The 12,402-nt window shown below is 67.9% G+C and carries 10 protein-coding genes; 2 read left to right on the top strand and 8 right to left on the bottom strand.

Annotation, left to right across the window (positions count from 1 at the left end; all coding sequences use genetic code 11):
* The first annotated feature begins 686 nt into the window (after positions 1–686).
* A complete protein-coding gene (locus ABDJ85_RS17935) occupies positions 687–3,677 on the top strand; it encodes an Rne/Rng family ribonuclease (RefSeq protein ID WP_347706164.1) in 2,991 nt (996 codons plus the stop codon).
* Between the two features lie 151 nt (positions 3,678–3,828).
* Positions 3,829–5,508, top strand: a complete 1,680-nt coding sequence (locus ABDJ85_RS17930; protein WP_347706163.1) for a COG3904 family protein — start codon at positions 3,829–3,831, stop codon at positions 5,506–5,508.
* A 17-nt stretch (positions 5,509–5,525) separates the two neighbouring features.
* Here ABDJ85_RS17930 and acpS read toward each other — a convergent pair whose 3' ends face one another.
* The 8 genes from acpS to lepA form a co-directional block, all read right to left on the bottom strand.
* Positions 5,526–5,990 carry a holo-ACP synthase gene (acpS, locus tag ABDJ85_RS17925; protein ID WP_347706162.1) on the bottom strand — a complete coding sequence of 155 codons (465 nt, stop codon included), beginning with the start codon at positions 5,988–5,990 and terminating at the stop codon, positions 5,526–5,528.
* Positions 5,987–6,754: a pyridoxine 5'-phosphate synthase gene (locus ABDJ85_RS17920; RefSeq protein ID WP_347706161.1), complete on the bottom strand. Its 768-nt coding sequence runs from the start codon at positions 6,752–6,754 to the stop codon at positions 5,987–5,989. Before ABDJ85_RS17920 ends, acpS begins: the two co-directional genes overlap by 4 nt.
* A 21-nt stretch (positions 6,755–6,775) precedes the next feature.
* A complete protein-coding gene (recO, locus tag ABDJ85_RS17915) occupies positions 6,776–7,498 on the bottom strand; it encodes a DNA repair protein RecO (protein WP_347706160.1) in 723 nt (240 codons plus the stop codon).
* Positions 7,499–7,589: 91 nt separating this feature from the next.
* Entirely contained in the window at positions 7,590–8,507 is a 918-nt protein-coding gene (gene era / locus ABDJ85_RS17910) for a GTPase Era (RefSeq protein ID WP_347706159.1), read from the bottom strand.
* A gap of 15 nt (positions 8,508–8,522) precedes the next feature.
* Positions 8,523–9,203, bottom strand: coding sequence for a ribonuclease III (gene rnc / locus ABDJ85_RS17905; RefSeq protein WP_347706158.1), 681 nt, complete (start codon positions 9,201–9,203; stop codon positions 8,523–8,525).
* Positions 9,203–9,550: a DUF4845 domain-containing protein gene (locus ABDJ85_RS17900; RefSeq protein ID WP_347706157.1), complete on the bottom strand. Its 348-nt coding sequence runs from the start codon at positions 9,548–9,550 to the stop codon at positions 9,203–9,205. The genes rnc and ABDJ85_RS17900 overlap by 1 nt, the downstream gene beginning before the upstream one ends.
* Before the next feature lie 29 nt (positions 9,551–9,579).
* Positions 9,580–10,551 (bottom strand): signal peptidase I, encoded by a 972-nt coding sequence (lepB, locus tag ABDJ85_RS17895; protein WP_347706156.1) that lies wholly within the window; start codon positions 10,549–10,551, stop codon positions 9,580–9,582.
* A 32-nt stretch (positions 10,552–10,583) separates the two neighbouring features.
* On the bottom strand, positions 10,584–12,392 hold the full coding sequence (gene lepA / locus ABDJ85_RS17890; RefSeq protein WP_347706155.1) for a translation elongation factor 4: 1,809 nt from the start codon (positions 12,390–12,392) through the stop codon (positions 10,584–10,586).
* Positions 12,393–12,402: the final 10 nt, after the last annotated feature.

Raw genomic sequence — 12,402 nt, 5'->3', positions numbered from 1 at the left:
CGGGCGCCGGCCCTGGGGAAAGCACGGCTTTGCGCGTGGCGGCTGGCCGGGCTGGCTGCCGCCGGCCTGCCTCTATAATCCTTTTCACCACGTTGTCGCCGTAAGTGTTTGATTCTTTTGATTTTAGCGGTGGCAACGCGGCGCAGCTCCGGGCTAGGCCCGAGTTGCCAGTGGCGATGCAACGCGCCAGATCGGTGGACAGGCGGTCTCCCCAAGTGAGCCTGCGGCCCATTGCCTGGTGTGGCAGAGCGATGACACGAACCCCGCGAGCAGCCCCCGTTCTCTGAATCGGCACTGCGAGCAAGAACAAGGTTTCAAGGCGAGAGATCGACGCCGCCTGGGCCCACCGGCCCGCCGTCGTATCCGGTCTCTGGCCCGCGTCCAGCAGTCTTCAGCGGATGAGCACTCCCCTCCCCCTTCATGCGCCGCCCCGGCCCCGTGCCGGCGCGAGAGCGCGGCGCACCGCCGCGACGCGCGGGGTCGGGCGAGCGCCAACCGTTGCCGACCGCCTGGCCGCACGCGCCAACGCCGTCCGAGCGCCGATCTTCTGATCGGCTGCCAGACGGTCCAGGGCGATTCCTTCCACGGTTCAGCGTCATCGCCCGTGCATCTTGATGCCGCCTTCGAGCGGCGTGTGAGGTGATGCGCCTGGATTCCAAATCCAGCGCGCGAGGAGTGATGACGACATGAAACGCATGCTGATCAATGCGACGCAGCAGGAAGAGCGTCGCCTGGCCATCGTTGATGGCCAGAAGCTGCTGGACTTCGAGACCGAAATCGAAGGCCGCGAACAACGCAAAGGCAATATCTACAAGGCAGTGGTGACGCGCGTCGAGCCGTCGCTCGAAGCCTGCTTTGTGGACTATGGCGAAGACCGCCACGGTTTCCTGCCCTTCAAGGAAATCTCGCGCCAGTACTTCCGCGACGGCACCGACGTCAAGAACGCGACCATCAAGGACGCGATCAAGGAAGGCCAGGAGCTGCTGGTCCAGGTCGAGAAAGAAGAGCGCGGCAACAAGGGCGCGGCACTGACCACCTTCGTCAGCCTTGCCGGCCGGTACTTGGTGCTGATGCCCAACAACCCGCGCGGCGGTGGCGTGAGCCGCCGCATCGAGGGCGAAGAGCGCGAGGAGCTGAAGGAGGCCCTCGACCAGCTCGAATACCCCAAGGGCATGAGCCTGATCGCCCGCACCGCCGGCATCGGCCGCTCGGCTGCCGAGCTGCAATGGGACCTGAACTACATGCTCAAGCTCTGGGAGGCCATCGACGGCGCTTCCAAGGCGGGCAAGGGCGCCTTCCTGATCTACCAGGAGTCGTCGCTGGTGATCCGCGCGATCCGCGACTACTTCACGTCCGACATCGGCGAGATCCTGATCGACACGGACGATCTGTTCGACCAGGCCCACCAGTTCATGAACCACGTGATGCCCGACCAGGGGCACCGCGTGAAGCGCTACCGCGACGACGCGCCGCTGTTCAGCCGCTTCCAGATCGAGCACCAGATCGAAACGGCCCACAGCCGCACGGTGAACCTGCCTTCGGGCGGCGCCATCGTGATCGACCACACCGAGGCCCTGGTCTCGGTGGACGTCAACTCGGCACGCGCCACGCGCGGCGGTGACATCGAGGAAACCGCCACCCGCACCAACCTTGAAGCGGCCGACGAAATCGCCCGCCAGATGCGCCTGCGCGACCTGGGCGGCCTGATCGTCGTGGACTTCATCGACATGGAGGAATCCAAGAACCGCCGCGAGGTCGAGCAGCGTCTGCGTGACGCGCTGCGCAACGACCGCGCCCGCGTGCAGTTCGCTTCCATCAGCAAGTTCGGCCTGCTGGAGATGAGCCGCCAGCGCCTGCGCCCGGCGCTGAGTGAAGGCAACCACATCACTTGCCCGCGTTGCAACGGCACCGGCCACATCCGCGACACGGAAAGCAGCGCGCTGCAGATCCTGCGCATGGTCCAGGAAGAGGCCATGAAGGACAACACCGCCGCCGTGCACGTGCAAGTGCCGGTGGAGGTCACCTCCTTCCTGCTCAACGAGAAGCGCCAGGAGATCACCAAGATCGAACTCAAGCAGCGTGTCACCGTGCTGCTGGTGCCCAACAAGCACCTCGAGACGCCGAACTACAAGCTGGAGCGCCTGCGCCACGACGACCCCCGCCTGGAAAACCTGCAGGCCAGCTACACCATGATCGAGGAGCCGACCGACGAGGTGGGCATCACCCGTCGCGGTGACATCGAGAAGAAGAACAAGCAGGAGCCGGTGATCAAGGGCATCCTGCCCGAGCTGCCCGCACCGATGCCGGCCCCGGCACCCGCCCCGGTGGCGGCTGCGCCCGTGGCCGCACCCGCACCAGCCGCCAAGGCACCCGCCGCCGCACCGGCGCCAAAGGGCCTGTTCAGCCGCCTGATCGGCTGGCTCTCGGGCGGCAGCGAGCCCGCCGCCATCGAGGCCAAGCCGGCCCCGGCCGCAGCGGCCAGCACCGACAAGCCCAAGCGTGAAGGCCGTGATGGCGGCCGCGATGGTGGACGTGACGGAGGCCGCGATGGCCGCCGCCGCGACCGTGGCGGAGACCGTGGTCGCGGCGGCGCCAAGCCCACCGAGGGCCGCGAGGCCAACAAGCCGACCGAAGGCCGTGGTGAGCGCCAGGAACGCGGTGGCCGCAATGGCCAGCGCAACGAACGCAACGAACGCAACGAACGCAACGAGCGCGCCGAGCGCCCGGATGCCCGCCCCGAAGCCGAAGGCGCCGAGACGCCCGCGCGCAGCGAGCAACGCCCGCCGCGTGGCGAACGGGCAGAGCGCGGTGAGCGCGGCGACCGCGGTGAACGTGGCGAGCGCCGCCCCCGCCAGGAGCGCGCACCCACGGCCGAAGTGAGCGACAACGCCACCGCCCTGCTGGACCCGGCACTGGCCGCAGCGCATGACACACCGCCCGCCTTTGTCGATACCCAGGCCGAAGCCACCGAGCCCACCGCCGAAGGCGCGGGCGACGAACGCGAAGGCCGTGGCCGCCGCCGCCGCCGTGGTGGACGTGGTCGCGGTGAGGGCCGTGGGGCCGACGGCGCCCCTGAAGTTGGCACCGAAGCCGCTGCCGATGCGCCGGTGGACACCGCCACCGACGCGGCCCCCGCCACCGACAGCCCTGTCGATGACGGCGACGACGCCAACGAAGGCGCTGTCCGCGAGGGTGGCCGCCGCCGCAACCGCCGGGGCCGGCGCGATCGCGACGACCGCGATGGCCGCAAGGACGACGCCGTGCCACAAGCCGCTGACGCGACCAGCACGGAAGGCGCCGAGACACTTGCCCCGGCCGCTGTCGTGGTGCCCCAGCAGGTCTCGCTGATCGAAGCAGCGCTGAGCGCCCATGACTCCGGCGTGGCCGCCCCGACGCCGGCGCCCACACCGGCCCCGAGCCCGAGCCCGGTTGTGGCCGCACAGCCCTTCGTGTTGCCGCTGAGTGACCTGCAAGCCATCGCCGAAGGCGCCGGTCTGCAGTGGGTCAACTCGGATGCCGACAAGATTGCCGCCGCCCAGGCCGCCATCGCGGCCGAGCCTGCCCCCGCACCGCTGGGCCGCGAGCCGGCACCCGTGGTGGTGCTGGACGAAGGCCCGCTGATCCTCGTCGAGACGCGCAAGGACCTGAGCCAGGTGAAGCTGCCCTTCGAGGCCTGAAACCGGCCCCGACTGCCACGGCGGCTCAACCGCCACTCCCAAGGCCCGGCTCAGCCCGGGCCTTTTTCATGGGACAAGCCGGCCGCACAAGGCGCGCCACAGCGTGCAAATTGCCATCAAAGATCGGGGGGCCGAATCTACGATGCCTGGCATGTCGGACACCCAGCCCCCTCGCCCCTACGTCGACCCCACGATGGTGGACGGCACGGGCATCGTGCGGCCCACCGAGGCCCCGCAAGCCTGGCAGCAGGCCTCCAAGCAGCCGCGCCGGCGCGCCCGCCCTGCCCCGCCGCCCGTGGCCACCGAAGGCAGCTACATCGCCCGCCACTGGCGCGGCGAGCTGAGCCTGGCGCGCAGCTACTGGCTCAACAACATGCTGCTGGCCACGCCGCTGGCCTTGCTGCTGACCGGGTTGATGAGCTGGATCAGCGTCAAGGGCGACTCGCTGCAGATCAGCGCCATCGTGACCCTGCTGGGCGTGCCGCTGCTGATGGGCATGGATGTGTGGTGCATCGTCGGCGCCTGGCGCGCTGCGGGCAACTACCTGCGCGACGAGGGTGCTGCCCTGTGGGGCTGGCTGGCGCGCGTGACGCTGGCGCTCGGGGCCTTGCAGTTTGGGGCCTCGGTGCTGTTTGGCTTTGCGCCCAATGTGGGCAACTACTGGCAGATGGCGCGTGGCATCGACCCCATCGGCCAGGCCACGCTCAGCCTCTCGGCCGATGGGCGCAGCCTGCGCGTGGCCGGCACCATCGGCATGGGCGATGGCGAGCGGGTGCGCAAGCTGCTGGCCAGCAGCGAGGCCAGTCAGTTGAAGCGGGTGGAACTTGAGTCGCCCGGTGGCCGCGTGCGCGAGGCTGAACGCATGGCCGAGGCCCTGCAGCAGCACCGCCATGCCAGCCGTGCGGTGGGCACCTGCGCCAGCGCCTGCACCCTGGTCTTCATGGCCGGCCAGCCGCGCCAGCTCACGCCGGGTGCGCGGCTCGGGTTTCACCGCGCGTCCACGGGCACCTTCAACCCGGTATTTGAGGAGCTGGCCAACCAGAACCTCGCCGAGTCCTACCGCAAGCTGGGCCTGCCGGAGGCCCTGATCGACAAGACCCTGGCCACGCCGGCGCGCAGCATGTGGTTCCCGAAGGAACGTGACCTGCAAGGCCTGGTGGCGCCGCTGCCGCAAACGCTGGACGTCGAACTGCCGCTGGCCGGCAGCTCGGGGCTGGCCGATTTCCAGGATGCGCTGCGCACCCACCCGGTGTGGGACGCGCTGGAGCGCCGCCAGGGCGGCACCATCGAGGCGGTGGCGCAGCGCATGTGGGAAGCCCGCTCGGCCGGCCTGTCCGATACGGAGGTGCAGGCCGCCGCGCTCTCACCGTTGGCGCAGCAGATGCCCCAGTTGATTGCCAGTGCCGACACCGGCCTGCGGCGGCGCTATGTGCAACTGGTAGCCGACCAGCTCAAGGCCCTGCGCACGCCCGCCGAGCGCAATGGCCGCCCTGGCTGCCGCGACCTGCTGGACGGCCGGATCGCAGCCCGCCCGACGCTGCCGCTGCCCTTGCAGGTGCGGGAAAGCCAATGGCTGCTCGACGCCGCCCAGTCCAATCCCCCGCGCTGGCTGCCCCGCCCGCCCAATGCCATCGAGACCGAGGTGCTGGCACGCTCCATGGGCGCCGGCGCCCTGGGTGCGCTGGCACAGCTGTGGCGCGACACACCCACCACCGCCGCCACGCCGAACACCAGCTGCGAACCGGTCATCGCGCTGCTGGACCGCGTGCAGACCCAGCCGCCAGCGCGCCGGGAGTTGGCCGAGCGGCTGCTCTTTCACGGCGCCCACTGAGAGGCGCCAGGCCAGGACTACACCGCGCGCGTCGACGGCATGCTGGCTTCGCGCGCCGCGCCGGGTTCGCTGCCTCGGTCCGATGCCAGCCGGAGGTCCTCGACGACGACAAAGGCCACGGCAGTGTCTCGCTCGTCGCTGATGCTCACCTGCGCACGCAGGCTGCGGTCGGCAAACCATTGGGCCAGCTCACCGTGCAGCACGAACTCGGGCTTGCCGATGGGGCCGTTCAGCAGCTCGCAGGCATGCCAGCTCATGGGCGCACGCAGGCCCAGGCCGATGGCCTTGGAGAACGCTTCCTTGGCGGCGAAACGCGTGGCCAGATAGGCCGTGCCGCGTACCTCGGCGCGCGCACGGCGCTCCTGGAAGACGCGCAGCTCCTGCGGGCCCAGCACCTTCTGCGCAAAGCGGTCACCACGCCGCGCCAGCGCGTCGGCCACGCGGCGGATGTCGCAGATATCGGTGCCGACGCCAAAGATCATCGACCCGCCTCGGTGATGGCGCGCAGATAGGCCTTGACCGTCTCGGCATAGCCGAGCTCCAGCGCATCGGCAATCAGCGCATGGCCGATGGAGACCTCCTGCACGCCGGGCACGGCGCGCAGGAAGGCGGTGAGGTTGTCGCGGTTGAGGTCGTGGCCGGCGTTGATGCCCAGACCTTCACGCAAGGCGGCCTCGGCGGTGGCGGTGAAGGCGGCCAGCACCTCTGGCCCGCGCGGCGTGCCAAAGCTGCTGGCAAAGCTCTCGGTGTAGAGCTCAATGCGGTCCGCCCCCAGCGCGGCCACATGGGGCATGGCGGTGGGCTCGGGGTCCATGAAGAGGCTGACGCGCACGCCCAGCTCCTGGGCCTCGCGGATCAAGAGGCGCAGGCGCTCGGCATCCTGCGGCAACTGCCAGCCGTGGTCGGAGGTGAACTGGTCTTCGGCATCGGGCACGAAGGTGACCTGGTGCGGGCGGATGCGGCGCACGAAGTCCATCAGGTTTTGCGTCGGGTTGCCTTCGATGTTGAACTCGATGTGGGGCCAGTCCTTAAGGAAGGCCGCCAATTCATCCACGTCACTCGGGCGGATGTGGCGCGCGTCGGGCCGGGGGTGCACGGTGATGCCTTGGGCGCCGGCCATCAGGCATTGCTCGGCCGCGCGCAGCACGCTGGGGACGCCCAGGTGGCGGGTGTTGCGCAGCAACGCAACCTTGTTGACGTTGACGGACAGGGCGCAACTGGCGGCGGCGGGAGCGAGCGGGTTCATGCGATGCCTGAGGGTGGGCCCTCAAGTGTCGAGCAACTTCTGCACGTCCACCAGCAGGGCGCGGGTGCGCAAGGCCTGGTGGCCGAGGTGATGGTGCAGCAGGCCGCGCAGTGCGGCTTTCAGCAAGGGCAACTCGGCCGCGCAGGCAGCGCGCAGGGCATCACCGCTGCCGTGCAGCAGAGCGGCTTGAAGGTGGATCAGCGTGTCGCCCCGCAGCGCGCCGCTGTCGTGGCTGGCGGGCACAAGGCCGCTGTCGGCCGAGAGCTGGTAGCGGCTAGCCGGGTCGAGCGCGCGCTGCGTGGCGGTGACGACGCTGAGGTCGGGCAGCAGGCCCAGCTCGGCCAGCAGCCGCAGCTCGAAGGCGCGCAGCGCAGCGGTGTCATCGCGCTGCGCCAAGGCAGCGAGGGTGTCGGCGTAGGCGTCGAAGAGTTGCGGGTGCGGGTCGTGCCGGGCGAGCAGCTTCATCAACAGCTCGTTCAGGTAGTAGCCCGAAAACAGGCCAGCCCCACCGGGCAGGGTGTTGCCGCCGGCCCATTCGGCGCCGCGCAGGGTCTGCACCTCGCCGCTTTCGGTCAGCGTGGGTTTGGAGAGGCTGACCTGGATGCGCTGCAGCGGCAGCAGCACGGCGCGCAGTTGCGAGTAAGGCCGCTTGGCACCCTTGGCGGCCACGGCCACGCGGCCGGACTCGCGGGTGAAGAGGTCAAGGATGAGACTGGTCTCGCTCCAGTCGTAGTGATGCAGCACAAAGGCGAGTTGGGGCTGTGTGCCTGACGCTCCGCGCGACGGCGCTTTCGCCCGGACCGGGCCCGTGCGACCGGTCTCCCGCCGGTTCATGTCACTCGTAGCCGTAGGAGCGCAGGTGCTCTTCGCTGTCGGCCCAGCCCGAGCGCACCTTGACCCAGAGTTCGAGGTGGACGCGGGCGTCCATCAGGGTCTGCAGCTCCTGCCGCGCCTCGGAGCCGATGCGCTTGAGGCGCTCGCCGCCTTGGCCAATGATCATGCCCTTGTGGGCCTCGCGCTCGACCACGATGCTGGCGCTGATGCGGCGCTGGGTGCCCTCTTCCTCCCACTTGTCGATGATGACAGTGGAGGTGTAGGGCAGCTCGTCGCCGGTTAGGCGGAAGAGCTTTTCTCGAATGATCTCGCTGGCCAGGAAGCGCTCGGACCGGTCGGTCAGCGCGTCCTCGTCATAGAACCAACCCTGCTCGGGCAGGTAGGGCTTGAGGATCTTGAAGAGGCGCGTGACGTCGGCCTCCTTCTTGGCCGAAAGCGGCACGAACTCGGCAAAGTCACGGCGCTCGGCCATGCCTTTGAGCCAGGGGGCCAGCTCGGCGCGGCGGTGCACGGCGTCCAGCTTGTTGGCCACCAGCACGACGGGCTTGTCGGCCGGCAGCAGGGCCAGCACCTTGGCATCGTCGAGCCCGAAGCGGCCGGCCTCGACGACGAAGAGCACCAGATCCACATCGGCCAGCACGCCGTGCACGGTACGGTTGAGGTTGCGGTTGAGCGCGACGTTGTGCTTGGTCTGGAAGCCCGGGGTGTCGACAAACACGAACTGGGCTTCATCGACAGTACGCACGCCGGTGATGCGGTGGCGCGTGGTCTGGGCCTTGTCGGAGGTGATGCTGACCTTCTGGCCGACCAGGGCGTTCAGCAAGGTGGACTTGCCCACGTTGGGGCGACCGACGATGGCGATCAAACCGCAGCGCTGCGGCGCTTCGGGGCTGGGGTCGGGTGCGACAGCGTCAGACATGGCCGGGAAGCATCTTCACAAGCGGGTTAGGCGCGCCAGCATACGCTCTGCCGCCGCCTGCTCGGCACTGCGGCGTGAACGGCCCTGGCCGATCTCGGTGGCTTCAAAGGCAGGGACGGCGCACTCGACGTCGAACTCTTGGTCATGCGCACGACCACGGGTAGCGACGATGCGGTACTGCGGCAGCGCGTGGCGACGGGCTTGCAGCCACTCCTGCAGGGCGGTCTTGGGGTCACGCGCGAAGCTGGGGGTGGCGCTGGCCTCAGCCATGGTGGCGCCCAGCAAATGCCGCACGATGCCGAGCGCGGCGTCGTAGCCGCCGTCCAGGTAAGCGGCACCAAGCACGGCCTCGACGGCGTCAGCCAGGATGGAGGGCCGCTGTGCGCCGCCATCGCGGGCCTCGCCTTCGGACAGGCGCATCACATCGGGCAGGCCGAGCTTGAGCGCGAGCTGGTGCAGGCTGGCCTCGCGCACCAGGTGAGCCCGCACGCGGGTCAGGTCGCCCTCGCTGGACGCCGAGCGCCCCTCGAAGAGCAGGCTAGACACCGCGAGGCCCAGCACGGCATCGCCCAGGAACTCCAGCCGCTCGTTGTGGTCCTGCCCAAAGCTGCGGTGGGTAAGGGCCCGGGTCAGCAGCTCGGGCTGTCTAAAGGCATACCCCAGGCGCTGCTGCAGGGCAACAAGCCCACTGGCCATCAGCGGCTGCGACCCTCGTACTTGATCAGCAGATAGACCGACCCGGCGATGGGCACTTCCTTGTCGTAGGCAAAGGAGATGACGACCCGGTCGTTCTCCTTGGTCACCTGCAGATCCGAGCCGCGAATGCTCTGGATCGAATACTCGACCTGCACGAAGCGTTCGAACTCCTGGCGCACGGCTGGCACGGTCGAGGGGTTGCTGGCAGCGATGCGGTCCACGACCTTTTGGATCGTGTAGTACTCGATCACCGTGGGCACCGCCCGAATGCCAATCAAGGCCACAAAGGCAACGACAACGGCCCAGAACAGAAGGCCAATGAGGGTCAGTCCGCGCTGCTGCTGCATGGGGTGTGAGGGGTGATGACGACGAGGCGTCACTCGAAGAAGCCGACGCGCTTGAGGTTACCGAAATTCATCCAGATCAAGAAGGCCTTGCCCACGATATTCTCGTCAGGCACGAACCCCCAGTAACGCGAATCGCGTGAGTTGTCACGGTTGTCACCCATCATGAAGTAATGGCCCGCCGGGACCTTGCAGTTCACGCCTTCGAGCGTGTAGTTGCATTGGTCGAGGTGCGGGAAGTTCGCGTCGGGGCGGAACAGGGCGCCCTGCTTGGGCTCAACCAGGATCTGGTGCTCGCGCTCGCCGAGCTTCTCGGTGAAGCGCGGGCGGTACAGGCGCGGCGAGCCGCTGTCGTCGTAGAAGTCGCCCTGCGGCTGCACGGGCGCGAGTTGCCCGTTGATGTAGAGGCGCTGGTTCTGGTAGCTGACCTCGTCACCCGGGATGCCGACCACGCGCTTGATGTAATCCTGCTCCGGGTTCATCGGGTAGCGGAAGACCATCACGTCGCCGCGCTGCACGTCGTGGTTGGCGATGATCTTCTTGTTGATGACCGGCAGGCGGATGCCGTAGTGGAACTTGTTGACGAGGATGAGGTCACCCACCATCAGGGTCGGGACCATCGAGCCCGACGGGATCTTGAAAGGCTCGACGACGAAGGAGCGCAGCAGGAAGACGACCAAGATGACCGGGAAGAGACCTGCCGTCCAATCCAGCCACCAAGGTTGCTGAAGCAGGGTCTGGCGGGCACCTTCGATGTCGCCGTCCACGCGCTGAATGCCTTGGCTGGCCAGCGTCTCGCGGCGCTTGGCGTCGCTGTCCACCAGGGCCTGCGCGGCGGCCTTGCGGGCCGGCAGGAAGTGGAAGCGCTCGGCCAGCCAGTAGGCAAAGGTGACCGTCGTCAGGATGAAGAGCAGGAGGGCGAAGTTGCCGCTCCACTGCCCCATGTACCAGCCACCCAGGTAGGCCAGAAGCAGCGCGTACAGAACACCGGTGAGAGCACTCATCGAAGACTTTGAAAGGGGATGGGAGGGGGGCTTCAGTCGTCCACCTGCAGGATGGCCAGGAAGGCTTCCTGCGGGACCTCGACCGAACCGATTTGCTTCATGCGCTTCTTGCCGGCCTTTTGCTTTTCGAGCAGCTTGCGCTTGCGGGTGATGTCGCCGCCATAGCATTTTGCCAGCACGTTTTTGCGCAGCGCCTTGATGTTCTCGCGCGCGATGATGTTGGCGCCAATGGCGGCCTGGATGGCCACGTCGTACATCTGGCGCGGGATCTGCTCGCGCATCTTGGCGGCCACGGCACGACCGCGGTATTGGCTCTGGCTGCGGTGGACGATCATGGCCAGCGGGTCGACCTTTTCGCCATTGATCAGGATGTCGACCTTGACCACGTCGGCGGCGCGGTACTCCTTGAACTCGTAGTCCATGGACGCGTAGCCGCGCGAGGCAGACTTCAGCTTGTCGAAGAAGTCGAGCACGATCTCGGCCAGCGGGATCTCGTAGGTGAGCATCACCTGCTTGCCGTGGTAGGCCATGTTGAGCTGTACGCCGCGCTTCTGGTTGGCCAGGGTCATGACCACGCCGACGTAGTCCTGCGGCATGTAGAGATGCACGGTGACGATGGGCTCGCGGATCTCGGCGATGCGGCCGGGGTCGGGCATTCGGCTGGGGTTCTCGACCTTGAGGATGGTGCCGTCGCCCAGCTCGACCTCGTAGATCACGCTCGGGGCGGTGGTGACGAGGTCCTGGTCGAACTCGCGCTCCAGGCGCTCCTGCACGATCTCCATGTGCAGCAGCCCCAGGAAGCCGCAACGGAAGCCGAAGCCCAGCGCCTGGCTCACCTCGGGCTCGAAGCGCAGCGAGGAGTCGTTGAGGCTGAGCTTCTCCAGCGCGTCGCGCAGCTGGTCGTACTCGCTGGCCTCGGTCGGGTAGAGGCCCGCAAACACCTGGGGCTGGATTTCCTTGAAGCCGGGCAGCGGCTCGGTCGCCGGGCCGGCATTGTTGGGCAGCTTCTTTTCCAGGGTGATGGTGTCGCCCACCTTGGCGGCGGCCAGCTCCTTGATGCCGCAGATGACGAAGCCCACCTCACCCGCACGCAGTTGCTCGCGGTTCTCGCTCTTGGGCGTGAACACGCCCAGGTGCTCGATGCCGTAGACCGCATTGGTGGCCATCATGCGGATGCGCTCGCCCTTGCCGATCTGGCCATCGACCACACGCACCAGCATCACGACGCCAACGTAGTTGTCGAACCAAGCGTCAATGATCATGCCCCGGGGCGCGCCGTCCGGGTTGCCACGCGGCGCGGGCATGCGGGCGATGACGGCCTCCAGGATCTCGTCGATGCCCATGCCGGTCTTGGCCGAGCAAGGGATGGCGTCCGACGCATCGATGCCGATCACGTCCTCGATCTCGGACTTGGCGTTGTCCGGGTCGGCCGAGGGCAGGTCCATCTTGTTCAGCACCGGCACCACCTCAACGCCCAGGTCCAGCGCCGTGTAGCAGTTGGCCACGGTCTGGGCCTCGACACCTTGGCTCGCATCCACCACCAGCAGCGCGCCCTCGCAGGCCGATAGCGATCGGCTGACTTCGTACGAGAAGTCCACGTGCCCCGGGGTGTCGATCAGGTTCAGGTTGTAGACCTGGCCGTCCCGCGCCGTGTACTGCAGCGCAGCCGTCTGCGCCTTGATCGTGATGCCGCGCTCGCGCTCGATGTCCATCGAGTCCAGCACCTGGGCTTCCATCTCGCGGTCAGACAGGCCCCCGCAACGTTGAATGATTCGATCCGCGAGCGTGCTCTTGCCGTGGTCGATGTGGGCAATGATGGAGAAGTTGCGGATGTGGTTCATCAAAGTCTTG

It is taken from the genome of Roseateles paludis, from assembly GCF_039872745.1.
GTDB lineage: Bacteria > Pseudomonadota > Gammaproteobacteria > Burkholderiales > Burkholderiaceae_C > Pelomonas > Pelomonas paludis.
The sequence above is the reverse complement of the archived record's forward strand: the minus strand, read 5'-3'. Positions and strand labels throughout refer to the sequence as shown.

Excerpts from the sequence above, each read along its gene's own strand:
- ABDJ85_RS17935 (WP_347706164.1), top strand. The coding sequence starts at position 687 with ATGAAACGCATGCTGATCAATGCGACGCAGCAGGAAGAGCGTCGCCTG.
- ABDJ85_RS17930 (WP_347706163.1), top strand. The coding sequence starts at position 3,829 with ATGTCGGACACCCAGCCCCCTCGCCCCTACGTCGACCCCACGATGGTG.
- acpS (WP_347706162.1), bottom strand. The coding sequence starts at position 5,990 with ATGATCTTTGGCGTCGGCACCGATATCTGCGACATCCGCCGCGTGGCC.
- ABDJ85_RS17920 (WP_347706161.1), bottom strand. The coding sequence starts at position 6,754 with ATGAACCCGCTCGCTCCCGCCGCCGCCAGTTGCGCCCTGTCCGTCAAC.
- era (WP_347706159.1), bottom strand. The coding sequence starts at position 8,507 with ATGTCTGACGCTGTCGCACCCGACCCCAGCCCCGAAGCGCCGCAGCGC.
- rnc (WP_347706158.1), bottom strand. The coding sequence starts at position 9,203 with ATGGCCAGTGGGCTTGTTGCCCTGCAGCAGCGCCTGGGGTATGCCTTT.
- ABDJ85_RS17900 (WP_347706157.1), bottom strand. The coding sequence starts at position 9,550 with ATGCAGCAGCAGCGCGGACTGACCCTCATTGGCCTTCTGTTCTGGGCC.
- lepB (WP_347706156.1), bottom strand. The coding sequence starts at position 10,551 with ATGAGTGCTCTCACCGGTGTTCTGTACGCGCTGCTTCTGGCCTACCTG.
- lepA (WP_347706155.1), bottom strand. The coding sequence starts at position 12,392 with ATGAACCACATCCGCAACTTCTCCATCATTGCCCACATCGACCACGGC.